The organism is uncultured Roseobacter sp., from assembly GCF_947496515.1.
GTDB lineage: Bacteria > Pseudomonadota > Alphaproteobacteria > Rhodobacterales > Rhodobacteraceae > Roseobacter.
The window spans coordinates 1-23310 of the sequence record NZ_CANMDB010000007.1; the positions used below are offsets into that span (position 1 = coordinate 1).

Genomic DNA, 23310 nt, shown 5'->3' on the forward strand with positions numbered 1-23310 from the left:
TGGTCGTTGGACTTCGTGTCTGACGCCTTTGAGGATGGCCAGCGGTTCCGCGTGTTGTGCATCGTGGATGATTGTACGCGCGAAGCCTTGGCAACTGTAGTCGATCGCTCCTTGTCTGGTGCCCGCATCACCCGCGAGTTGGAGATCTGATCCGACGGCGTGACCAGCCCGATATGATTGTCAGCGAGTTGCCATTGGATGCGCCATTGGTCCGAGCGACAATGGCGACGGAACAGAAATGACATCTCATGCTGTGCTGCGATGGTGCCAGGATACTGGCGTTGGCTGGCATTACATCGCACCAGGCAAACCGATGCAGAACGCCTTCGTGGAAAGCTTCAACGGCAGGCTGCGCGACGAATGTCTAAATGAGCACATCTTCGGCAACCTCGCCGAAGCCAGAAAGATCATCGAAAACTGGAGGATCGACTACAACACACAGAGACCACACACATCACTTGGCGGGTTGGCACCTGCCGTCTACGTCAATCTCAACCGCCGCACCCGGCCTGCCTCGCTTGAGCTCCGCAAAGGCTCCGCTCAGCAGGCCTTGACCGCAACCATATCAACAGCAAGAAACAGGAACGGATTCTACACCTGAACACCCCGGATCAGGGGGCTGGGTCACGACATATCCATAACGGGCGGTTGAGCACCTCGCGTTACACTTGAGGAATACCGTAACCGTTCATGGGATAAACGGCCCGTTTGCTCTCTCGACAGACTACTACGCAATCGGTCGAGAGAAGATATGCCGCTATACCATTTTTCAAGATGGCTTTGTTCGTTTGCGTGTTTACGGATTTCTGGCCTCGTTTTCTCGAGCCAACAACAGCTTCTGGCGGCATCGACCGTCATGATCCAAACCGCCAGAAGATCCCACCTAGCTGCATACTAAGGAAGACAGCTTAAAGACCAACGGCCACAAAAAAAGCATGGCTCATGGAAAACGACGACCTTGGAATGAATCGCACCCAAAAAGGAAATGGCGCTTCATCAGTTTACCTGATCATCGTTTTATCCTCATGAATTTATGTGAGCCAGAACGACAAACCTCACAGAATGAAGTCGCCCGCGGTGTAATCGGTTGCCAGGACGCCCGGGCCATCGTTTATGCGGACCTCCAGATCGATAGCGCCGTCGTTGTTCACATTGCCATATAGCCGCGTTTGGCCGCCGAATTCCTGGACCCAGAGGGCCCCTGCGCCGAAGCCAAGGCCAGTCGCATTGGTAACTGCGCCAAGGAAGGTGAACGCCTGATTGCCCCCAAGCGTCGTATTGGCATCGATGGTCGATACGTCGATAACATCGCCGCCAAAGGTCCCGGTGCCCTCAAAGCCGATGATCGTATCCGCAGCCTCAAAGCTCGATTCCGCAACTGCGTTGAAGTCGAAGGTGTCGAATCCAGCGCCGCCATTCAGGGTGTCCACACCGAGACCGCCGACCAGAGTATCGCCCTCGTTGCCACCGTTCAGTACGTCGTTGCCGTCGCCGCCGTCAAGAAAGTCGAAGCCATCGCCGCCGAACAGAGTGTCGTCACCAGCCTGCCCAAAGAGGTCGTCATCTTGGGTCTGGCCATCGATGACGTCGTTGCCAGCGCCGCCCAACATCGTGTCGTCGTTTGCACCGCCGAACATCGTGTCATTGCCGGTCTGGCCGTCCATGACGTCACCGCCGCCGCCGCCGCCCATGAAGTCGTCGCCAGCGCCACCCAGCAACGTGTCGACCCCGGTCTCGCCGAAAATCGTGTCGTTGCCGTCTTCTCCATTGATGAAGTCGTTGCCGCCGCTGCCAAAGAGCGTGTCGCTGCCGTCGCCGCCGCGGATCGTATCATTACCTTCGCCACCGAATGCGGTATCGTCTCCGCCGCCCGCATCGATGGTATCGACACCGTCGCCGCCGCCAATCGTATCATTGCCGAGGCCTCCGAAGATGGAGTCGTTGCCCGCTTCGCCAAAGAGCTGGTCGTTATCGTCATTTCCGTCGATATAGTCATTCCCGCCCTGGCCATAGACCGTGTCTGCGCCGTTACCGCCCGACATCGTGTCGTTGCCGTCGCCACCGTTGAGCACATCGACGCCGTCACCACCAAAGAGTCTATCGTCGCCCCGCGCACCGAGAAGACGGTCATCGCCTCCAAAGCCAAAAATGTGCTCGTCATCGCTGGTGCCTGTGATGGTCTCCCCGGCCTCTGTACCCAAAATGACGGTCGGGCTCGGTTGCGGTGTGGGTTCGATGGTACCGATCGCGAAAGCCTCGCGCGCATTGCCAGGCAAGACACCATTTTCCAGATCCGACAGGCGAAGGACCAGCGTCTCAGATCCTTCAACTTGGGTGTCATTGTTGATCGGTACAGTGATCGATGTGGTGATTGCACCCGCGGCAAAGCTAAACTGTCCGCTGGCGCCAGCAAAGTCTGACCCTGAGTCGGCTGTGCCGTCGAGAAGACTGAAAGAGCCGGTCGTCGGCTCAGCGGTCGAGCCGATCCGACTGAGCGTAAACGTCATCACACCACCTTCCGGTGCACTGGTATCGCTCACCAATACACGCGGTGTGCCCAGCACTGCCGCGGGCGTGTCATCGTCGAAAATAATGCCCGTGGCGCTCAGAGTGGACCCACCGCCCGCAAAAACCGCCCCTGTTGGGTTCGACAGCTCAACCACAACGGTTTCGTTTTCTTCCGGCGTGTTGTCCGCCACAGTACGCACAAAGATCTGGCCGGTTGTGGTGCCGGCCGGAATAGTGAGCGTGCTGGCATTCACATCGAAGTCTTCAGAAACGATTGCGGTGCCCGAAAGCGCCTCGTAGCTGAAGGAAACCGGGCTCGTTGAGGGTTCGGACAGGGTAACCAGAAAGGTCATGAAATTGTCATTGCCGCTTGAGCCTTCGACAATTTCTCCGACTGTCAGCGAGATTTCTGGGGCCAACCCCAATGCGGTGTCGTCGTCGAACAACGTCGCCTTCGCAACGACACCGGTTTGGCCGCCCTCGATTTCAGGCGAGTTGGTTGTCAGCACAAGCTGAAAGCTCTCCATCTGTTCGGATGCCGTGTCACCGAACACGTCCACCGCGACAGATGCGATCGTCTGACCGGCCGCAAAGGTCACCTGACCACTGGCGCCCCGAAAGTCCCCGTTGCTCGTGGCGGTTCCTTCGACGGTGGTGTAGTCGAAGATGATCGTTTCGCCCGAAGGCTCCGACAGGCGTATTTCAAAGACTGCCTGTTTGATGCCGCTGTCGCCTTCCAGGATCGTGGTGTCCTGAATCGTCACAGAGCGTTTCAGGCCCGAACCATCATCGTCCAGTAGAACGGATTGGACTGTCATGCGCTCTTCGCCATTGGCGAGTTCGGCACCCAGCACGTTAAAGACTTCGACCTGAATATTCTCATCTGCTTCGACAGTGTTTTCGGCCGCTGTACGGATAAAAAACTGCGCCGAGGTCTGACCCGCCGGAATCGTTACGGTGGTGCCGTTGATATCGTAGTCCGCCCCTTCATCTGCGAGGCCCGAAAGCGCGCGATAGATGAAGGTGACCGGCGATAGCGAGGGCTCCGACAAGGTCGCGGTATAGGGAATGAAGTTGTCGTTGCCACTGGTACCTTCGACGGTTTCTCCACCTGTCACAGTCAGCGAAGGTGCGGTAGCAGACGCATCATCATCCATAATCGTGGCTACCCCGCCGGCGAAATCGACCGCGAGTTGATCCGCGTGTGCGGCGATGGGTGCAACCACGAGAGAGAACTTCTCGCTGCCTTCGATGGCCGTATCGCCTGAAACGTCAACGGCCACAGAAGCTACCGTCTGGCCGGCGGCAAAGGTCACAGTGCCTGTGGTCGCCGTATAGTCCGAACCGGCCAAAGCCGTGCCATCACGTGTCTGATACGTCAGCGTGATCGCTTCGCTTGCGGGATCCGACAAGCGGATCTCGAAAACAGCCTGTTTCGCACCACTGTCCCCTTCCAGCAAAGTCACATTATTGACGAAAGCTACCCGCTTCTGCCCCGATCCGTCATCATCGAGGATCACACCTTGAACGGTCGTTATAGGCTCACCATTCGACAGGACCGCACCTTGTACGTTGAAGATGTCGAGCTGAAGGCTCTCGTCTGTTTCGATCGCATTGTCCGCGACCGTGCGGACAGAAAACTGTACCGTGGTCTGTCCAGCGGCGATCGTCACAACTGTTCCGACGCTATCGAAGTCTGCGTCCTCGTCTGACGTGCCCGAATTGGCACGATACGCGAAAGAGATAGACGATAGCGCCGGTTCCGAAAGGGTCGCCGTAAAAGTGACGAAATTATCGTTGTTGCTAGACCCTTCCAACACATCCGCGCCCGTTACCGACAGAGTTGGGACACTGCCCGATGCGTCATCATCCAGGATTGTGGCCACGCCGCCCGCAAAATCCACCGCGAGTTGGTCGGCGTCTGCTGCGGTGGGGGCAACCACGAGAGAGAATTGCTCGCTGCCCTCCACCAAGATGTCGCCAGTGATGTCTACGGTAACGGTTTTCACCGTTTCTCCCGCCGCGAAAGTCACCGATCCGATCGCTGCGGTGTAATCCGAACCCGCCAGCGCGGTGCCGTCGCGGGTTTGGTAGTCAAGCGTTATCGCTTCGGTCGACGGTTGTGACAGGCGGATCTCGAAAACTGCTTGTTTGGTGCCAGCATCGTTTTCCCGCACGAAGGCGTCATTGACCAGCGCAGTCCGTTTCAGCCCTGTGCCGTCGTCATCGAGGATCACGCCCTGAATGGTCGTGCGAAGCTCGCCATTGGCAAGAGTTGTCCCTTGCACATTGAAGATGTCGACTTTGACACTTTCGTCCGCTTCAGAAACGTTATCGGCCACCGTGCGCACGAAGAATTGCACCGACGTCTGGCCTGCCGGGATGGCAATAATGGTACCAACGGTGTCGAAATCAGCTTCTTCGTCCGCCGTACCGGACCGCGCGGCGTATATGAAGGTGACCGGCTGCAGCAATGCCTCGGAAAGGGTCGCGGTATAGACGATAAAGTCGTCATTATTGCTGGAGCCTTCGATGATTTCTCCACCGGTAATCGTCAGCATTTCAATATCCTTAAGTTGTTTATAGTCGTTCAAATACAGGTCGGACCAGTAAACTCGTTTGTGGCGAAGCTTGTAAAGTGTTAACGAACCGGTGTCGGCGATCTTCACAATTCATTTGCAAAACGCGAACGGTTGCGGCACGCGCATGAGGCGTCGACACCCGAGTAGCATGGTGCCAGGTGAGGCCTGTCACGCTTTCGCGCCGGTCCAAGTGGTCGTTTAGGTCATCGCCGTCGGATGCGACCAAGGTCCAACAAGAGGCGCGGCAACGGTGGCACGATTTACGGTGCGCTCTTAAGTGCTCACAATTAGCGATCTCAACCCTTCATCATGCCGCCCACGAATGTCTCAGGATTGGTTCTGCCTTCTCGGGTTTGTGGGAAACACAATCCACGCTTTTTCGCGGCCTGTAATTCGTTTCAATCAAACAAGTACGAGCTTGTTTGAAGGGTGAGCCAGACGAGGTGATTGCTGCGATGAAACAGGCTCAGGCTGAGAGTGAGCAAAACAACCACAAGGCCTATACGCGCGCTGAACGATCGGTACCTACCCTCAGCAGCACAGACTTAGGGTATTGCGCAGAAATTCGGATTTCAATTGTAGCCTAGGCGAAAATAGCATTGATAGATAATCGCTGCACCTCGGTGAGCTTCCGAAGTATGTATTTGGTCTTCTGTTTGAGAAACCAAATCTGCAGAAAGCTTGGCTGATGCTTTTCCGGCCCTTCTGATAGCCGAGAGCCAAGGCGTTAATCGATATCTTCTTAAAATAATTCTCAAGGTTCCGGCTACCCTGAACGGTATATGTGATTTGGGTTCTCTCGAAAATACAATGCAAAAAGTCCAGGCTGATACTTGCCCTGACTTAGGCACCAACAGGTTCATTTCTTGCGCTCGGACCAAAATCGCAAAGAAAGCGAGCCATCTTAGCCGAAGCTGGTTTATTAACCTGGTAAACACGGTTCGGTCTGAGGCCAGCAATCGCAGAGAGCAGCCAAGACGTGACAAAGCCGACGGTCATGCGCGGCTCTTTGTTGTCCACTGAAAGGCGCATATCCAAATCTTTTGACTTTTGAGCGATCATCCCGCAGGTCTTGCAAGCTGGTTTTTTTCTTGGTCCTAGGTGTTCAGTCCCGGCATCTGGTGGATCGGATAAGCAATGGATCTGTCTGGCTCTGAAGTCCAGATCTTGCAGATGTATTCGTAAGGCGTCAGGCCGTTGAGCGTCTTTAACCTGCGGGCAAAGTTGTAGGCTGCGATGAAGTCTGCGAGATGCGTGCTCAGCTGATCACGAGTATCGTAGTGATACCGTTTGACGGTCGCGTCCTTGATCGTGCGGTTCATCCGTTCGACCTGGCCGTGCCTCGGGAAAACAGTCCCCCGGACTGTTTTCTGGCCCTCAGCACTCCACGGATGGTTTGGCTTTGTTAGAAGCCACTCGGTGGATTGATGACGAAACACCTCCTGCACCGCGCACGATCTACCATGAGACGAAGCTGGAGGCTGAGGCGATGGTGCGCCAAGAAGCCGGGCCTCATCTGAATGCTGCCATCGTTCGGATCAGCCGCTGCTTTCAGAAAACCCGGCAGAGATGGTGATCCACCGCCTATCACGGGGTGTCAGCGCGGGATGCCGCCTCTGCCCATCTCCATACAGCCGCAGCATGTGACGTGACCTGCACCCCTCTCATTGCGAGTGCTGCAACCCCCTTCCGACGCGACGATGCAGGAATGCTCGGATGTGATCTGCGCGCGGTGCTGGCCAGCCGCTGCCCGGCCATTCTGAATGCATTTGCATCACGAAGGTGGGAAGTGCCCCGGCGCATGGATCGGGTTCATGACAGCGCGAAGGCGCAGGATGTCTGGAAATGGACCCCACAGCACGACGCGCTTTCTATGTTGATCGCAGAGACTCCGGGGACGCCAGATCACTCCGACTTCCAACAAGGGGCCAGCGATCAGGATTGAAAATGTGCTGTCCCCCGATGATTTGGCCCAGGTCGCAGAGCGTCAACGCGCGCAGCAGTCGGACTGGCGCAAGGTTCCGAACGAAGGCTGTCTTTGAAAAGCTGGGGTTTCTGGTCTTGCCAGATGCCTTCCCGCCGCGTTCAGACACGCGGCTGTTGCTGCAAAACATGCACGTGCCGCCCGGTGTATCGGTTTTGGATGTGGGGACTGGCATGGGTGTTCTGGCTGTCGTGGCGTGCAAGGCCGGGGCCGAGCGCTGTGTTGCGCTCGACATCAATCCGCAATCTGTTCGAAACGCCAAAAGCAACACAGAGCGCCATCAACTAAACGGGCGTCTGGACATACGCCTGTCTGATGGGCTTGCGGCCCTGGCACCCGGCGAGCGTTTTGATCTTGTCCTTGCGAACCTCCCGGGTTGGGCAGCACCAGCCAGCGATCACGTGGAAGCTGCTCAATGGGACACGGGCTTTGCAACCAACAGAGCTTTCTTTGCGAAAGTGAGGAAATACTTGTCCCCTAACGGGCACATCCTCATGGCCAAGGCAAACTACCCCGGAATCAACGATGTTCCGGCGATGGCCGAAGAGAACGGTCTGATGGCCCGGATCGTCGCAGCGCAGGCGCCCAAAGAAGACGACCCGCGTCGGTACGTTATCTTGGTGTTCGCACAGGCTCAAAGGAGAGATCAATGGATCTTGGCCTACGGTGCATGTCGAGTTGCACCGGTAGGCTGAAATCACCGGCCAAAGCACTGTGTTTCGGGACGATGTGATCCACGTGGAGGCCAGACTTTGCGACATCCGTGCCGCTTAAGCCGCCGGTCACGGGTGGTATCTTGTTGTCGAGCATCACTGCCTCTTCATTTATTCGTTGGTTCGCCCAGACCAGTGCAGGGCAGAGCAGCAACGGATCATTGGGTGTCGGAAGTCATCAGGTCTGTCTGCTGTAAAAGGCTTTGTCTGGTTACGTGATTGGATGAAGTCTGGTCAGAGACGGTATTTCCATGGAACGAGCCGGATTGCGTCACACCATCGGCGTAGGTCAAATCGAGCACCACACGCGGGGCAAGACCTTCCGCGAAACGCATGGGAATGGCGCGGGCGAGGCCACCGGAGGACGGTGTCTGGTTGGCGGGGTGGCTTTCCCAAACTGCATTGCGTCTTCATTGGTTTTCGGTCGTATCCCGTCTCGGTTTCCATGCTGACCTGAACGCTGGAGAAGTCAGCGTCGCAAAGACGGTTTGGGAACAGGTTTTGATCATTACGAAGGCCTCCGCAAAACGCGATGCGCCCAGTGACCATGCTCTACAACAGATTTTCTCGATTGCATGAAGCTATTGAGCAACACGGGCGCTTTTAGTCGGATCGTCGCAGGACGGGCCGACGAGCACGGCGAGGAGAAGACCGCTATGATCGCCGCCATTGAAGCGGGGTTTCACCTGCCGGGCAATGGATCAGCGGCTATATCGGCCAAGACCTCTGTTCAGCAACTTACCAAATGTTGACGAGTTACTCGGCCTCTCTCGCCATTTGCCGTGCAAACGCCTGCAGGTCCGAGGACTGACGCCAGAATGCCGATTGGTTCAGATACGCATCGACAAACAGAAGGATACGCGCCTCAATCCCGGGCCGAAAAAATGAAAGAAACCCGACATACGACGAGCGCCAGCACGAACGCCAAAACCGGATCGGGGCAATATTTGGCGAGCGGCTTACGGCACCCAATAGGGCAGGTGTCTCGAAGTCTTCCGGTCCGCCACCGCCGCTACAGCAACCTTCATCTATCTGGTGTGACGCCGCGCCGTCGGGCGGTTTTTGAATGTGGGTGCAGACCGCGTCTATGACCTTGGCGTCGCTGCGCGTTGTGTCCGTGGCATGGCTCGAAGCTGCCAACGCCGGACATGTCATGTCCGTCCGCATCCTGCAGTCGCGCCGACGCAGCAAATCCTATGGCGGACGCAGCATCGCGATGGACCAACGGGATCAAAGAGTGGATACGATACGCCCTGGGCAAGGCGGTAAAGTGCAGCAACCGATCGTTCTGATGTAGTTTGCTTAAGCCCGATCTTATCCTCAAAAAGTCCAATCATCGCACAGCCGACGCATCATTCGGCAGAAGAACTGTTCCGCGATACCTGCCTCCATCATCGCCCCCCAAGTCATGGAGCTAAAGCGTCAAACCGGGTTCAAACTGTAACGCACTCGGCCAGTGGGGTCGGATCAAAAAGTGCTGCGGGTTCAAGAAGCCAAAGATGGATCCGGTGAGCAACCGCTTCCACGTCATGCGCCAGGCATCCGAAACAACGCGTTGCGTCTGCGACCGGGGGCGATGCAAGCACCGCTGCACGCGCCGAAGGCGAGTTGGTCCGCACAGCTGGCTTGACCCTGTGCGGTCATGAAGGACGGCGTTGGCGGCAACGGCAGCTATGACTGGCAAGGCCTCGCGACAACATTGCGAAAGATGTCAGCCTTATCTGTCACATTCACCCAGACGGACGCTACTTTGACAAAATCGTACCGATCGCAATGCCAAGGAGCGCGCCACCAATTACGCCATTGTTATTGTTTGACGAGCTGTTCCGGCGCTTGGTTGTTGCCCGTGGAGCAGTCGCAGTATGCGTGTAAGGCGTGTACCGGCCTTCGGTTTGCGCCACCAGCAGTTCCAACTGCGGGATGCTCAGAAATCCGGTCGGTTGCAGCCCGTTGCTGGCCTGCCAGTTGGAAATCCCGCGCCGGGTGTTATTGCCCCACAAACCATCCACGGTGCCCACATTGTTACCCGTGGCGTTCAGCCGCGCCTGAACGTTGCCACGCCCGGTGCGGTCAAGATTGATGGACGCTTCCGTAGCCTCACCGGTGATCTGACCCCGCAGTGCCGCGGTCACGGGCAGTTGCAGGGGGCCAACCTCGTTGATGGCGGCACTGCGGGTGTTTGCTGCCGGCTGGGGCTGGGGCAGGCGCGCGGATGCAATCTGTGTCGATCCTCCGCCCTGCGCTTCTTGCAGGCGGCGGATCATCCGGCGGGCATTGTTGGCGTAAAGCCCTGTGGGAAAGCTCTCAAGATAGGCTTTGTAATCCTCAACATCACCAGTTTCGCGCGCCAGATCGAACAGTAGTTTTTGTTCTTCCAGCATGGATCGTGAGGGCGCCGCTGCCACGTTTGTGTCAACCGCTGCCTGTGCGACGGGTGCAGGCTCCACTCTGTTCACACGGTTAAGGACCACCGGACCTGTCAGGGACACGTTGATCCAGGGACGCTGTGCCTGATCCGTGCTCTGGTAGACATCACCTGTCACCCGGCTGAAGACTTCGGCGATATCGGTGTTTTCCGCGTCAATATGCTTGAGCAGCGCCGTGGTGAAGGGCGAATTCAGGCCATCCCCATCCAACGCGACCTGGCCGGGACTGGTTGCGAATGCAATAGCCATGCCCTTGCCATTATCCTGAACCTTCATCTCTGCCAGACCGCTCGACACGGCGGCAGACCGTGTGGCGCCCATGGAGCGCGATAGCGTTTGCGACAGCGGGTTGTCACGGCAGGCGTCCAGAAACACCAGGTTCACCGCGTTTGACAAAGACATCTGGCGGGTGACGAAATCCACCGACACGGCTTCAAAGTCCAGCGCCGTTTCATCCTCGAATACGGCGTCTACCGGGACGAGGTAGTTGGTACCGTTCACCGACATGCCATGACCTGCGTAAAAAAACATATTCACATCGGAATCGCGCGAGGCACGGGCAAAATCACGCAGCAGGCGTTCCATTCCGATCTTGTCGAGATCAAATCCCACATAGGTCTCAAAGCCAAGGCTTTCGAGCTTGTTGGCCATGGCCTCGGCGTCATTCACCGGATTGGCCAGCGGTGTGGAGTGCTGGTAGGCACCATTGCCGACCACCAGCGCCAGTCGGCGTTCAGCTGCTGCGACCGACGCGGTCAGCACGGTTGCTGCCATGACCACAAAGCCCATCAAATAGATAAAAATACGCATTTTGGTACCTCGTATGTCAGGAAAGGGGTTGGACGTTGATGATCTCAACGCGGCGGTTCAAAGGGTTCATCAGGTTCGTGGGGTCCATCGGACGGGACGTCCCATACCCCGTCGGCACAAGCATGGTGCGGGGAACCTCGTAAAAATTCACAAGATGATCCACGACGACTTGCGAGCGCATCTCGGACAGGCGCTGATTGTAGGCCAGATCGCCCCGGCCATCGGTGTGACCGGCGACCTGAAACGACATCCGGGACAGACGGGTGTCCAGCAAGGCCTTGGCCAGTGAGCGCAAGGCCAGCATCCCATCGGCGGTCAGTTTGATGGAATCCAGTTCGAAATTGATCGTCATGCTGATCTTGGGCAGGTCAACCTCCATCGGAAGCTGCCCCTGAATATTGATCCCGCGCTTGGCAATGCTGTTCATCGAGCGCACGACCGGCCCGGTATTCTGCGGCAGCAGTTGTTGAATGATCGACTGGCTGTCGAGATTTTGCTGTGCAGGCGCGGTTGTCGGTATGGCAAGTGCGACGCCGAACGCTGCAATTAATCCGATTTTCTTCAATGATGCCTCCACCGTTAAATGTAAATGCGGTTGTGCGCCGTCAGGGCACAACCGTAATGTGCAAAACCTCGGCCGAGATTTCGCGGCTTCCAATACCTTGATGCTCTTCCTGCATCCCTTTGCTCAACAGACCGAGAAACCCGTTCTGATCCAGAGGTGCGCCGTTCGCGGCCAGGGCAAACTGCCCCCGCGGCCCGATTTCCAGGGTGTCCAGGCTGTCGATCGGGCTGCGGGATGTGACAACGATAATCGCCTCAGAGCCCGCCGGAGCGGACGCAGTGTAGAGCTGTCGTCCTGCAACCCCGTCACCAAAGAGGATGGTGGACCGAGGCCTGTATTGCTCGCGCAGCAGGCGGGTGCGGGGCGTCAGATTGACCACGCTGCCATCAGCCTGAAGATAGACGACATAAACAAAGGCGAAGAAATCCGGCGTCGTGACTTCGAACGCAAGGCTTTCCTTGAAGGCCACCCGCGTTTTGTCGGACAAAAGCCGCACCCCGGGTTTCGCATTGGAGGTCAGGGGCAGCTCAAGCGCCTCAAGTGCTGCGCAGGCCGGGAAGGGCTTTGCCGTGACCGAAGCCACCGTCTGAGCGCCGTAGGTTGACGCAAGCTGCGCGCGGTCCTCTTCGCCCTGAACGTATCCGTTCAGCCGCAGTTGACCGTCACCGCTCAAGACCCAATGCAGCGTCGCACATTCCAGAGCCGTGCGGTACCGGATGCGCGGGCTGATGTCGTCGATGCACCGGTCGATCACATCGACGCGGGCCGGCACGTTTTCAACCACCAGTTCCTGAAACGCGTCCTTGCACAGTGGCTTGGCCGTCAGCACGAGAGGGTGGCGCGCGATCTCCGTGGCCAGCTGAGACGGCTCCCCTCTGCCGACGCCCGGTGACGCCACCGTCAACGCGCTCTCCAGTTCGTTCAGCCGCCGTTCAGCGTCAAATATGTCGGCACGCAATGCCGATACTGCGCCAAAGCCCTGATTGACCAGAGCACCTATGTTTCCAATGGCGTCAACCTGCTGAGCCGCCCCAGCAAGTGGGGCCACGATCAGCCCAGCCGCAAGCAGCAAAGCCCGGGTATGCGACAGCGGGGTCATCCGCAGTAGGCCTTTGCCGCGTCAACCCGGACGGTAACCCGCCGGACTTGCCTGAGCAGATCGCGCGCCCGAAAGTATCTGGCGTCCATGTCAATCTGGGATCCATCGGCCTCGGCAATGCCCTGGTCGGGCCAACAGGTTTCGAGATGAAGCGCCAACTCGGCCATTTCGGCGCGCGAGACACCGGCCAACTCCGCTCCGGCCGTATCGACCATGTTAACCATGATGGGGTTGCAACTGTCTTCCGCAAAGCTCGGCTTGAGCGCGTCGAAAGACGTCAAAAGGGTCTGGCTGAGCCTCAGCCCGTTTTCGATTCCATCGAAATAGCCATCCAGCTCTGCCGGTGATTTCTGGTTGCCGAAATTGTCGGCAAAACACAGCAGATCCGCCCGTGTCCGCGTCAGAGCCTGCCCGCCGCCGGACACGACTGCAACCTCGTCTTCTGGCTGGGCCGCACCCCCGCCTTCGGGGTTATTCTGTAAAGATTTCAAAAGGTTGATCTGATATCCCGCATCCTCGATGATCTGATCCAGCGCGTCCAAACTGATCTCGTCTATCAGCCGTTCGACGAGCGCATCCGCTTTGACTGATGCGGCGTTCAACACCCCAAAGCAGATGGCGCAACCAAGCAGAGCTGTACGGATAAAAGACGCCATTATGTTCCGAAAAAATCAATAGTTGAAAGAAGTGCTTTTACTTACGATAGTGATCTGACGGTTGACCGGCAACATTCTTGTGAAATTTACATTAAATGAATATTCAAGTGTCAGTGCTGAGGGTGCTATTTGTAACTTTGCTTTGCGGTCCGGCGGCCGCGAATACCGTACCAACGCTTCTCGATGCTTTGGGAGAACCCCGTCTTGACCAGGACGTCGTCTGTGCCGACATCGCGCCATTGGAACGCGGCAAATTTCGCAAGTGCCGCGTGCGCTGGATCGCCATCGAACTGGACGCGGTCAAAGACGAGATCGAGCGGCTTCGGGCGGACCGCATCGAACAGGAGCGTAACGCGGTCTGGGATTGGCTGAACGCCACGCCGGTTGAAGATTGCGATGCCGTCCCCGAGATCGAGATTGCGAAGTTTCCGTTCTGCGCGGCAACCAATGACGCGGCAGGGCTGACCCTTTTGGCGCGTCATGAGAATGGCTTGTCAGAGTTGCGGACATTGCGCGAACAGCTTGCGGGCCAGTTGTCCGATTTGCAGACTCGCCTCGAGGCGATCAAGCAACGGCAAGGTGCGCTGACCAGCCGCTTTGACGAACCTCTTGCAGCCGAGCTCGAACCGCTGCTGGCCCGGTTGCGGGAACTCGACGCGCAGACCCAGTTGATGGGAATGATGAACAAGGCGGAACTGGCGTCGGTCTCATTGGCGGAACCGGTTGTTGCCTTGCGGCTGATGCAAGCATCGGCAGGCACCGATCTGCGCGAGGACGCATCCGCATCCGCAAGCGTTGTGGCCTCGATCCGGTCGGGCGAACGCCTTGTCGTGATAGAGACAGACGATCCGCAATCAGAGTTTATTCCGGTGGTGCACGGCCTGTCAGGCTTTGGCTACGTGGCACGCACCGATCTCGAACAATAACAGAAGGGCACGATATGTCTGAGTTTCGCACGGGTTTTCAAAGGAGCAGAACCATAGGGCGCGTCAAAAGCGCGGTGCTATCTGTGGTCTGCGCCGCGGCGTTCGGCACGATGTCAGTGGCGCAATCTGAAACACCCACGCTACGGATCACCACAGGCGGACCCAGCGGTACCTATTACGCCATCGCCCGGGACATTCAGAACATCCTGCCGGATTCAATCCCGTTTGAAGTGGTGCAGAGCGATGGCTCTGTTCACAATCTGCGACGCCTGCTGGCCTTTGAAGGGTCCGAAGAGCAGGAATATTTTCAACTCGCTTTGGTACAGGCGGACGTGCTGGCGCAATTGCGGGACCGCGCCGAAGGCAGCGATGTGCTGCAATCCATCGTCAGCCGCATCAAGGTCGTCATGCCGCTTTATGTGGAGGAAATCCACGCCTACACATTCGCCACCACGCAGCTGCTGAGCTTTGAGGATATCCTGTCGCGGGAAAACCTGTTCATCAATGCGGGGCAGGAAAAGAGCGGGACGAACCTGACCACGCGCTGGCTTATCGAGCAGGTTTTGCCCGATAATCGTGACATTCAGTTGGTGAATGTGAATGTCGGCCCGGGTCTGCCTGCGATGGGTGGCTCTTATGACGTGTTGTTCGATGTCTCGGGGGCACCAAATGACCGCGGGCGGAGTATCGCAAAAGAACGGGACATCACCTTGGTGCCGATTGACGTGCCGGAGCTGTATGAGTTGCCGGATTCGCCCTATGTTCGGACGAAAATCACCCAGGATCACTACTCCTGGTTGACCCGCGACATCGAGACGATGGGGGTTCAGGCGTTGCTGGTCACGTTCGACTATGACGAACGCAACCCCTTCTGCCAGCAGATCGAGCGTATGACGCGCACCATTCTTGAACGGCTGCCCGCGCTGAAAGACCCGGCCACAGATGCCAACCCCGCATGGGCCGAGGTCAACCCGCTAGAGGGCAGTCAGCGCGCAGACCTCTACCGGTGTTCGGCGCCGGTTTTGCAGGGCAACTAGGGATGCGTCTGCTGCGATGCATAAGGCTCTGTCTGGCCGGGATTGTCATCGGCAGCGCGTCGGCGGTTGCGGCAGATGTGCTCGAGAGCCCCGACCGTTTCGCCTATGTGATCGGCAATTCCGCCTACGAGACATTCGGTGGTGACAAGATCGAGGGATCGCCCTTCAACCTCGTTACGCCAGCCAATGACGCCCGCCAATACGCTGATGCGTTGGCGCGCTTGGGATGGACTGTTCTCAACGAGGCTCGCGTGGAACGCGCGACCGAGGCGATCCGGCGCGAGCTCGAAGCAGCGCTGAACCAGATCACCCCCGGATCCGAAGTCGTGTTTGTCTTCAGCGGGCATGGCTTCTCGATCAACGATACGAATTTCATCGTGGGGATACCTGCGTCGGGCGAAAGCTACGCGTCGGTCGAGGAAATGGTCAGCGGGTCCATACCCATCGATTACATCGTCGAGCGCCTCGACAGCCGGGATCCAAGCCGGATCATCCTGATCATCAATGCCTGTGGTGATCAGCCCTTGCTGGATTCCGTTGGAACGGCCCCGGCGCGGGTCAGCTATCCGAATGTCGGCGCGGAGGTTCTGATCCTCTATAGCTCGTCGCCGCGCGGCGTTGCTTACGACTTCATCGATAGTCAGGAGCGCGCGACCCGCGACCAGGAAGAGAACCTCAACTCTCTGTTCACAAGGTCCTTTCTGAAGCAAATTGAAGAAGATCAACCGCTGCTCGCGGCATTTACGAATGCGCGGATCGAGACAGAACGCCTCAGCCTCAAGGCCGCGGCTTTTCGCGGCCTGCCGCCGCGTTCGCACCGCCAGATCCCGCATATTGTGCACGATACGATCAACGGACGCTTCAATCTTTTTGACCCATCGGCCACCCTGATCGAAGCCTCGCAATCCGCGGACTGGCGGCTGGCCCCGTCCTCTTGCCGGGTGAACGAGAACAGCCTGAACGAAGCACTGGCCTTGCGTGACGCCAGCCCGAACCCCAGCAAAGAGGATCTCGATGCGCTGCGGGCGTGTATTCTGCAAGCGGGCTTGCAGGATCTTGGTGTCGATAAAATCACCTTCGACGGTGCCCGTGGTGGCGTGGTCTTTTCCAGCGTCTCCGCTGACAGCGCCTTCAAAAAAGCGGACCTTGTCAACAGCATTTCGATTGTTCGGGTGGATGGAGCACCGGATCGTGTCACGCTCCGGGACCTGAACCAGTTTCAGGAGGTCCTTTACGAAAACGTGCGGCGCCCCGGCACCACCATGTATTTTACCCGTGTCGGGGCCCCGGAAACCGGTGGAGGGTCGAGTTTTGTCATTCATGAATATTGAAAACTGCACGAAAAAAGGCGCGCTGTGCGCTCTGACCATGATGACGTGGTCCACAGCAGCAATCGCGTCCGAGTTCATCATTCTGAGCGCGCCAGAAAAAATCGAGGTGCGCGAGACAGTGAGTGAGAGCGCGGGCACGATGTCGGGGGCGCATAGCGCGCGCATCAGGGCAAATGCCTTGATCGCCAGCCTCTTTCTGTCGAAGTCAGAAACGGAGACCACCGCGCAACCTGGGCAATTCAAGATCGCGCCGATTGTGGTGCCAGCGGTCGTAGAAGAGATGGAAGAGAACCTGCGCCTTTGCATGAACCTCAATACGATCAATGGTCACTATAAACTCATCGGATACGCCGAAATGGCGAAAGTTGAGAAGACGGGTTCAGCGACAGATCTGGTGGCCTTGTCGTTTGAAAGCGAGCACGCGCAAACCATCGGCAACCGGTACGGGGACAGTTCGTTTATCGGCCGCTCTTTCATCGCTACGGCCTGCGCATCCAGTCAGACCTCCTACTACATGCCGGTCAGCTTTGCGGACGATCCTGATACGTTGAACATCACGTTCGAGGTGACAAACGGCACCGTGGAGGCCGTTCTCTATGCCATCGGCGAGGACGGTGTGACAGCGCGAGAAGGCGCTGAGATGACTTGCCGGGCCACGCGTCGGCTCACCAAGGGCTTTGACTGTGAGGTCAACCTCGCTGGTCTCTTTGACACAGTCGATGTCGAGGACTACTCTGGCCTCGTCGAGCTGGGCCTCACCATCACCGACAAACAAGATACGTCTTACTTTGCCACGCGTATCTCTGTTCCGCGTCCATGATCGATTGGCTGTATGGCTGGGCCGCGCGACAGCTGGGCCCGAGAGAGCGTAAATTTCGCTGGTTTCTGATCACGATCTTCAAGGTGCTGCTTATCCCCCTGAGCCTGGGCGCGGTCATTGCCCTCGGCACGCTGGCTTTCAGCATTTTTGCTTTCTTCAATCCCGATCAGACACGTGGAAACGCCGTTTTTGTCATTGCCGCGGAAACCGACCGCCTCTCGTTCGAAATCAGCGAAAGCCCGCAGAAGACCAAGTTTTTCATAGACGGCGCTACCATCGCCTTTGAGAATACTTCTGTCGTCGACGCGGATGCGCCAGCAGACTCTCAGGAACGCTTTTGTCTGTCCGGATGGATCGAGGCACTGCCGGGAAGTACAGTCGACCTCATGGTGATCGAGGGACGACAGGCGGCACGGATCACCGAAGGTACCACCGTTCTGAGCAATGGAAGCCGCCGTTTTGCTCTGAATGACACAGACGATGCAGAGAGTACGACGCCAGCAAACGCGCTGATGGCCGCTCCGTCGAACACGCCTGATGGCGCGACACCGGTGGTCATTGAGGCGCTGAGCATGCAAGGCACGGTGCAGATCCGTGATGACGCGGATTGCCCGTCTTCGCTCCGCAGCGATGACGAGGAGGTTGCCTTTGCCCCGCGCAACGAGCCGATCTTCATCGACGGCCCCGGGCAGATCGGTCAACAGACGGACGTCATTCAGTCCAAAGAATGCTCGGGCAATGCCAGCGACTGCGAGGAGGCAGTGTCTCGGCGCATCATGGAGCCGGGCCGTACCTACATCACCGGAGACATCGACATCCTGGCCCGCGAAAAGCTCTGCTGGGATCAGATCCGGGGGCGTGACTGCAATGGATTATTTCGCCTCGATGCGGATTCGGTTCCGCTGCCGACAGGCGCGTCGGTGCAGGGGGTGCTCGCCGACGAGCTTGAAGAGCCGACCCCTCTTTTCGGTCAGGTTCACTTCGATGGTGCGTTCTATGTTGTGAACGTCTGGTCAAATGCCAACTGGATCGCGCTGACATTTCCAATTCAGACCATTGAACGGTCTCCTGACCCATCGAGCGAAAGCGCAGCCGAGGGCATTGATACGTTCGAAATAGCGACAGAACTTTCCTACAACGAACTTCGGTTGTCATTTCTGGACCAGATCCTGACAGATGCTTGGCTGTTGGTTGCCGCAACCGCCCTTTTGACGCTTCTCAGCTGGGTCTTGAGCGTGTTGCAGATCGAACTGGATATGGTGCCACAGCAACTCGGCAACAAACCCAAAGAGAATGTCGAGCCAGTCACCACTGCCTCACCTGCACAGTCGCCGGACAGTACGGCACCGCCCGATCAAAACAGTTAGTTTTTTTTACGTAGGTTTGAAACGCATCCCACGGCCATTTCGGCGTCGTTCAAATCAGGTTTATCTGCCGTCAATAACTGTCGATCACCGGTATGCCGAGCGGCCTTATCGGTTCAAGGACCGGCTGCGCATCGACATTTCTGGGCCATCCGCTCCCGGCCTCTAAGGCTGACGCAGCTTTTTCCGGTGTGGTCGAAAAATCTGCTTCAGGCAGGATCGCTTGGTCGAACTCTGATGATATCCAAACCGGCGCCTTTGTGATCCGCGTTCAACCCTCAAAGAGGGCATGCTGCGCGTTGCGACCTGAAACTCTGACCGACCGCCGCACGCCGACCCATCGTGGCGCGGGCTTCGGTGCCACTGACTGCTTCGGAAGAGAAACTGCATCAAGTAGTGAGAGAGCCATTTCTGCCTCAGCTCCAACTCATAGTTCAACCTGTCGTGGCTCAGCCGCTTCGGTCACGGTTGAAATTAGGCCGGAACGGCCTGCAGATGTCGGCTGATTTCCCTGCTCAAAGGCATCGTCCCGGGACCTTTCCGGCAAAACTGTTGACAACTAAGCGAATTCGAACATGCTAACTGGTCTGTTGGCCGGACCAGTATATCAGCCGGGCACAATCCTAGGGAGGACATCGATGAAATACTTTCAACAAATAGCTGCTGCGGCCGCAATCGCCTTGGTGGCCGGCGTTGTGCACGCCGCCGATTACCCGGAGCCGGTGCGCAGCACTTTCGTCATCAAGGACTTCGCCTTTGAGGATGGCGGAACACTGCCGGACATGAACGTCAGCTATCTGACAATCGGCGATCCGGCCAACCCGCCGGTCCTGATCACCCATGGCACCACCGGGCAGGCAACCTCGATGCTTGGGGCGGCTTGGGCCGACAATCTGTATGGTCCCGGTCAGCCGCTCGACGCGGAGAAGTATTTTCTGATTTTGGTCGACGCTATCGGTGCCGGTGAGAGCAGTAAGCCCTCTGATGGCCTGCGCGCCAGTTTTCCCGAACATACCCTGCTTGATATGGTGAAAGCCCAAAAAATGCTGCTGGAGGAGGGTCTCGGCATTGACCGGCTACATCTCAAGATCGGCTTTTCAATGGGCGGAATGCTGTCGTGGACATGGGCGACGGAGTATCCTGATTTCATGGATGGCGTCGTACCGGTCGCGTCGCTGCCGGGGCCGATGGCGGGGCGCAACTGGATGATGCGGCGCATGGTGATCGATGCGGTGCGGGACGATCCCGCGTGGATGGGCGGCGACTATGTCGAGCAGCCGCCGATGCTGCGCTACCAGAGCGCCTGGTTCGGCATTGCCACATCAGGTGGCAATCTGCGCCTGCAGGAGCTGGGTGCGACCAACGAGATGGCCAGCGCCTATGTCGACGAGCGCAAGGCCAGTCAGAAGGTGGGTGACGCAAACGATGTCATGTACATGTGGAACGCCTCTCGCAACTTTGACCCGTCGCCCAAGCTGGATCAGATCACCGCCAAGGTGATGGTGATCCTGTCCGAGGACGACGAACGCAATCCGTTGGAATTGCCGATGCTGACGGAAGGTATGGCCAAGATCGCCGATGGGCAGGTTGTCGTGGTGCCCGAGGGCCCGGATACCAGAGGCCACGGGACGACTTATAATGCAGCCGCCTTTGCCGACACGCTGGCGGTCTGGATGGCCAATCTGCCCAACGCACCGGAGTGATACATGCCGGGCCGCTCTCTTCTTCGGAGCGGCCCGGCACGCCCGCTCAGGTGCGCACTGCGGCGTCCAGGAACAGACGCGTGGTCGTGTAAATGCGGGTCGAATGCGCGATGAAGGCGTCGCTGGCAGCAGCAGCGTCTCCTGCCGCAATCGCATCCCGGATCGCAAGATGATCTGAAAGGCTCACCTGTACCGATCCTGGCTGGGCCACGATGCGACGGCGGTGATCCAACAGAAAATTGTAGAGCGACATTGCCATGTCGAACAGCGCGTCGTTGCCTGCCGCGCGGTAGACCAGCATATGAAACTCGCGGTCGCACAGCAGAAAGCGCACGGGATCACCCTCGCAGGCGCGCTGCGCAGCGAGCGACGTATCAAGATCTGCGAGCAATTCCGCCGTGACCCGCTCCGCAGCAGCGCCAGCCAACCGGCTTTCGACAAGCAGGCGGGCGTCGTGCACCTCTTCCAGATCATAGTCTCCGGTCAGGCCCAGATCCGCCGCTCCCCGAACCAGCGCCGAGACGTCGGATTTTGCAACGGTCGTCCGCGCACCGTGGGCGACGCGCAGGATGCCGTGTGCCGCGAGTATGGCAACTGCACCCCGAACGGAATCGCGGCTGACCGACAGTGCCGAGGCGAGTTCACGCTCGCTTGGCAGCTCATCCCCTACCGACAGGACGCCAGATGCGATCAGCGTCGCCAGTTTCTCCGCGATCACATCGCGTACGGAGCGACGCGAGACGTTGCCCATGATCTCCTTCGTATCCTCGAAGGCGAGTTTTCGTACTGTGCCCATATTCCGCAAATCCGTGCCGTCTCATCTTTTCGTTGCGGGTGATAGCAGGTTTGGCGCTGCGACGGTAGCGCGGCAGGTCACACCGTAAAGATAACGTTGACTCGTTCTGTTTACTGGTACAGTGTTCGGACCAGTAGTCCAAAGCGGAGAGCTCCGCGCCAGCCTGGGGAGGAGGGTCGAGATGGATGCACAGACCCTCTTGGCGGAGGACGGAACCGGTCGCGCGCATGTTCCGCGCCGGTCGATGAAGGAAACAATCGCTGACAAACTGGCGACGCTGATCGCATCTGGGGTGCTGTCCGTTGGTGATGAGCTTCCGGCGGAGCGTGACCTTGCCTCGGTCATGGGGGTCAGTCGGGAGACGATCCGCGGCGCGCTCTTGATCCTGTCCACCCGCGGCATCCTAACCGTGGTGCAGGGGGCGAGAACCACGGTTGCCTCAATTGACGTGGGTGAGATGGCGCTGTCAGGCATGCTGTACCGCGATGTGATGACCTATGGCCTTGATGAGGTGCATGAGGCCCGGTTACTGATCGAAGCCCGCATCGCACGGTTGGCGGCGGCGCAGATCGAGACCTCGGCCCTCGACAGGCTGAGTGATCTTATTGCCGCGCAGGAGGCGGCTGGGGCCGATCCTGTGCGCTTCCTGATCTCGGACCGAGAGTTCCACACGGTTGTGTATCGCGCCTGTGGAAATGGCGTCCTCTCAGATGTGGCCACCACGCTTTACGCCTACCTTCTCGATCACCGTCGCCGCGTCATTGCGCGGCCCGGGGCGATCCAGACCAGCATTTCAGACCACCGCGCCATCCACGATGCGCTGGCACGGCGCGACGCAGATGCGGTCGCCGCGGCCTTCGCCGTTCATGAGCGCCGTATTTACGAGACGACCCGCCAGATCATGCCAAAGGCAGGCACGGCGGCAAGACCCACCAACGGAGGAGGAAAAACACCATGATGACCCGCAGAAAGCTAACCGCTCTGGCCATGTCGGCCCTGACAGCTGCGACCCTGACGCTGGGTGCGCCCGCGCTGGCCCAAAGCAAAGGCGAATTGGTCTATATGACCCCCGGTCTCGATCTCGCCTTCTGGCGCTACGTTTCCGAAGGCGTGAAATCGGTCGCCGAGACCCAAGGATACGGTTTCGCCGCCCTCGACAGCACCAATGATCCACAGACCCAGTTGCAAAATGCACAGGATGCCATCGCGCGCGGCGTGGCGGGCATCGTCCTGTCGCCTACCGATAGCAGCACGGCCCCGGCGGTTCTGTCACTGGCGAAGGATGCCGGAATTCCGGTCGTCATTGCCGACATCGGCACGGATTCAGGAGAGTTCGTCTCGGTCATCGGGTCGAACAATTATGAAGGTGCGAACGGTGTCGGAGCGGCACTGGCCGAGGCGATGAAAGCCGCTGGCAAGGACGATGGCAGCATTGGCATCGTCGGCATCAGCCAGGCACGCCTGAACGGCCAGGCCCGTACCAAAGGTTTCGAGGATGCAGTCGAAGCAGCGGGGATCGACGGCAAGGCCGGGCTGCAACAGATGCAGGCCTATACGGCGGATGAAACCTTCAAGTTCACGCAGGATATGATCACGGCCAACCCTGACATGACCGGCATGTTCGTGCAGACAGATGGTCCGACGCTGGGGGCGTTGCGCGCGATCAAGGCCGCGCGGATGGATGGTGAGGTTCTGGTCGGCGCCTTCGACGGTATTCCGGAATTCGTTCCGCTTTTGCAATCGGGTGAACTTGTGGTGTCCGGCATGCAGCAACCCTATCTGATGGGCGTCCGCTCCGCCGAGGCGATGATAGAACATCTGGACGGCGGCACACCCCAGAAGGAGATCACGGTTCCGATCCTGATCGTCACGTCCAGCAACATCGAGGAGCTGCTGCCGACGATCAAGGAAACCGTTTTCGCAAATGAGATCGACTGAAGCAGCGACAGTGCCGGGGCGGCTGTGATTGCCCCGGTGCCCCTGATCCACG

18 protein-coding genes and 2 pseudogenes are annotated in these 23310 nt (G+C 58.2%); 11 read left to right on the forward strand and 9 right to left on the reverse strand.

Going from position 1 to position 23310, the window contains the following annotated elements; all coding sequences use genetic code 11:
• A pseudogene (locus Q1A53_RS13260) lies at window positions 1–601 on the forward strand (integrase core domain-containing protein); the annotation flags it as partial.
• 454 nt (window positions 602–1055) lie between these two features.
• Here Q1A53_RS13260 and Q1A53_RS13265 read toward each other — a convergent pair.
• The 3 genes and pseudogenes from Q1A53_RS13265 to Q1A53_RS13275 form a co-directional block, all read right to left on the reverse strand.
• On the reverse strand, window positions 1056–5177 hold the full coding sequence (locus tag Q1A53_RS13265; protein WP_299967467.1) for a Calx-beta domain-containing protein: 4122 nt from the start codon (window positions 5175–5177) through the stop codon (window positions 1056–1058).
• A gap of 756 nt (window positions 5178–5933) precedes the next feature.
• On the reverse strand, window positions 5934–6152 hold the full coding sequence (locus Q1A53_RS13270; protein WP_299967470.1) for a hypothetical protein: 219 nt from the start codon (window positions 6150–6152) through the stop codon (window positions 5934–5936).
• 35 nt (window positions 6153–6187) lie between these two features.
• A pseudogene (locus Q1A53_RS13275) lies at window positions 6188–6430 on the reverse strand (integrase core domain-containing protein); the annotation flags it as partial.
• A 721-nt stretch (window positions 6431–7151) separates the two neighbouring features.
• Between Q1A53_RS13275 and Q1A53_RS13280 the strand changes: the two are divergent.
• Entirely contained in the window at window positions 7152–7769 is a 618-nt protein-coding gene (locus Q1A53_RS13280) for a tRNA (adenine(22)-N(1))-methyltransferase TrmK (RefSeq protein WP_299967473.1), read from the forward strand.
• Between the two features lie 593 nt (window positions 7770–8362).
• Window positions 8363–8539 (forward strand): hypothetical protein, encoded by a 177-nt coding sequence (locus Q1A53_RS13285; protein WP_299967476.1) that lies wholly within the window; start codon window positions 8363–8365, stop codon window positions 8537–8539.
• Window positions 8540–8543: 4 nt separating this feature from the next.
• Here Q1A53_RS13285 and Q1A53_RS13290 read toward each other — a convergent pair whose 3' ends face one another.
• The 5 genes from Q1A53_RS13290 to Q1A53_RS13310 all read right to left on the reverse strand — a co-directional run bounded on the left by Q1A53_RS13290 (window position 8544) and on the right by Q1A53_RS13310 (window position 13289).
• Entirely contained in the window at window positions 8544–8942 is a 399-nt protein-coding gene (locus tag Q1A53_RS13290; RefSeq protein ID WP_299967479.1) for a hypothetical protein, read from the reverse strand.
• A gap of 590 nt (window positions 8943–9532) precedes the next feature.
• Window positions 9533–11023, reverse strand: a complete 1491-nt coding sequence (locus tag Q1A53_RS13295) for a caspase family protein (RefSeq protein ID WP_299967482.1) — start codon at window positions 11021–11023, stop codon at window positions 9533–9535.
• A gap of 16 nt (window positions 11024–11039) precedes the next feature.
• Window positions 11040–11639, reverse strand: coding sequence for an OmpA family protein (locus Q1A53_RS13300; RefSeq protein WP_299967485.1), 600 nt, complete (start codon window positions 11637–11639; stop codon window positions 11040–11042).
• Window positions 11629–12687: a hypothetical protein gene (locus Q1A53_RS13305; protein WP_299967489.1), complete on the reverse strand. Its 1059-nt coding sequence runs from the start codon at window positions 12685–12687 to the stop codon at window positions 11629–11631. Before Q1A53_RS13305 ends, Q1A53_RS13300 begins: the two co-directional genes overlap by 11 nt.
• Entirely contained in the window at window positions 12684–13289 is a 606-nt protein-coding gene (locus Q1A53_RS13310) for a hypothetical protein (RefSeq protein ID WP_299967492.1), read from the reverse strand. Before Q1A53_RS13310 ends, Q1A53_RS13305 begins: the two co-directional genes overlap by 4 nt.
• Before the next feature lie 293 nt (window positions 13290–13582).
• On the opposite strand from Q1A53_RS13310, the gene Q1A53_RS13315 reads away from it, so the two are divergent.
• The 6 genes from Q1A53_RS13315 to Q1A53_RS13340 all read left to right on the forward strand — a co-directional run bounded on the left by Q1A53_RS13315 (window position 13583) and on the right by Q1A53_RS13340 (window position 20524).
• Window positions 13583–14269: a hypothetical protein gene (locus tag Q1A53_RS13315; protein ID WP_299967495.1), complete on the forward strand. Its 687-nt coding sequence runs from the start codon at window positions 13583–13585 to the stop codon at window positions 14267–14269.
• A 14-nt stretch (window positions 14270–14283) separates the two neighbouring features.
• On the forward strand, window positions 14284–15306 hold the full coding sequence (locus tag Q1A53_RS13320) for a TAXI family TRAP transporter solute-binding subunit (RefSeq protein ID WP_299967498.1): 1023 nt from the start codon (window positions 14284–14286) through the stop codon (window positions 15304–15306).
• Between the two features lie 2 nt (window positions 15307–15308).
• The gene (locus tag Q1A53_RS13325) at window positions 15309–16637 is read left to right on the forward strand and encodes a caspase family protein (protein ID WP_299967501.1); all 1329 of its coding nucleotides are present in this window, start codon (window positions 15309–15311) and stop codon (window positions 16635–16637) included.
• A gap of 40 nt (window positions 16638–16677) precedes the next feature.
• Window positions 16678–17457 carry a hypothetical protein gene (locus tag Q1A53_RS13330; protein WP_299967504.1) on the forward strand — a complete coding sequence of 260 codons (780 nt, stop codon included), beginning with the start codon at window positions 16678–16680 and terminating at the stop codon, window positions 17455–17457.
• Window positions 17454–18824, forward strand: coding sequence for a hypothetical protein (locus Q1A53_RS13335; protein WP_299967507.1), 1371 nt, complete (start codon window positions 17454–17456; stop codon window positions 18822–18824). Before Q1A53_RS13330 ends, Q1A53_RS13335 begins: the two co-directional genes overlap by 4 nt.
• 635 nt (window positions 18825–19459) lie before the next feature.
• Window positions 19460–20524: an alpha/beta fold hydrolase gene (locus Q1A53_RS13340; RefSeq protein WP_299967509.1), complete on the forward strand. Its 1065-nt coding sequence runs from the start codon at window positions 19460–19462 to the stop codon at window positions 20522–20524.
• Window positions 20525–20570: 46 nt separating this feature from the next.
• On the opposite strand, the gene Q1A53_RS13345 is transcribed toward Q1A53_RS13340, so the two are convergent.
• A complete protein-coding gene (locus tag Q1A53_RS13345; RefSeq protein WP_299967512.1) occupies window positions 20571–21320 on the reverse strand; it encodes an FCD domain-containing protein in 750 nt (249 codons plus the stop codon).
• Between the two features lie 181 nt (window positions 21321–21501).
• Here Q1A53_RS13345 and Q1A53_RS13350 point away from each other — a divergent pair, with 181 nt between their 5' ends.
• Both Q1A53_RS13350 and Q1A53_RS13355 read left to right on the forward strand, forming a co-directional pair.
• The gene (locus Q1A53_RS13350; RefSeq protein ID WP_299967515.1) at window positions 21502–22278 is read left to right on the forward strand and encodes an FCD domain-containing protein; all 777 of its coding nucleotides are present in this window, start codon (window positions 21502–21504) and stop codon (window positions 22276–22278) included.
• Window positions 22275–23258 carry a substrate-binding domain-containing protein gene (locus Q1A53_RS13355; RefSeq protein ID WP_299967518.1) on the forward strand — a complete coding sequence of 328 codons (984 nt, stop codon included), beginning with the start codon at window positions 22275–22277 and terminating at the stop codon, window positions 23256–23258. The genes Q1A53_RS13350 and Q1A53_RS13355 overlap by 4 nt, the downstream gene beginning before the upstream one ends.
• The last annotated feature ends 52 nt before the right edge of the window (window positions 23259–23310 follow it).

Bases quoted from the DNA above. Each gene is read 5' to 3' on its own strand.
- Q1A53_RS13270 (WP_299967470.1), bottom strand. From the start codon at position 6,152: ATGATCGCTCAAAAGTCAAAAGATTTGGATATGCGCCTTTCAGTGGAC.
- Q1A53_RS13285 (WP_299967476.1), top strand. From the start codon at position 8,363: ATGAAGCTATTGAGCAACACGGGCGCTTTTAGTCGGATCGTCGCAGGA.
- Q1A53_RS13290 (WP_299967479.1), bottom strand. From the start codon at position 8,942: ATGACATGTCCGGCGTTGGCAGCTTCGAGCCATGCCACGGACACAACG.
- Q1A53_RS13295 (WP_299967482.1), bottom strand. From the start codon at position 11,023: ATGCGTATTTTTATCTATTTGATGGGCTTTGTGGTCATGGCAGCAACC.
- Q1A53_RS13305 (WP_299967489.1), bottom strand. From the start codon at position 12,687: ATGACCCCGCTGTCGCATACCCGGGCTTTGCTGCTTGCGGCTGGGCTG.
- Q1A53_RS13320 (WP_299967498.1), top strand. From the start codon at position 14,284: ATGTCTGAGTTTCGCACGGGTTTTCAAAGGAGCAGAACCATAGGGCGC.
- Q1A53_RS13325 (WP_299967501.1), top strand. From the start codon at position 15,309: ATGCGTCTGCTGCGATGCATAAGGCTCTGTCTGGCCGGGATTGTCATC.
- Q1A53_RS13330 (WP_299967504.1), top strand. From the start codon at position 16,678: ATGACGTGGTCCACAGCAGCAATCGCGTCCGAGTTCATCATTCTGAGC.
- Q1A53_RS13335 (WP_299967507.1), top strand. From the start codon at position 17,454: ATGATCGATTGGCTGTATGGCTGGGCCGCGCGACAGCTGGGCCCGAGA.
- Q1A53_RS13340 (WP_299967509.1), top strand. From the start codon at position 19,460: ATGAAATACTTTCAACAAATAGCTGCTGCGGCCGCAATCGCCTTGGTG.
- Q1A53_RS13345 (WP_299967512.1), bottom strand. From the start codon at position 21,320: ATGGGCACAGTACGAAAACTCGCCTTCGAGGATACGAAGGAGATCATG.
- Q1A53_RS13350 (WP_299967515.1), top strand. From the start codon at position 21,502: ATGGATGCACAGACCCTCTTGGCGGAGGACGGAACCGGTCGCGCGCAT.
- Q1A53_RS13355 (WP_299967518.1), top strand. From the start codon at position 22,275: ATGATGACCCGCAGAAAGCTAACCGCTCTGGCCATGTCGGCCCTGACA.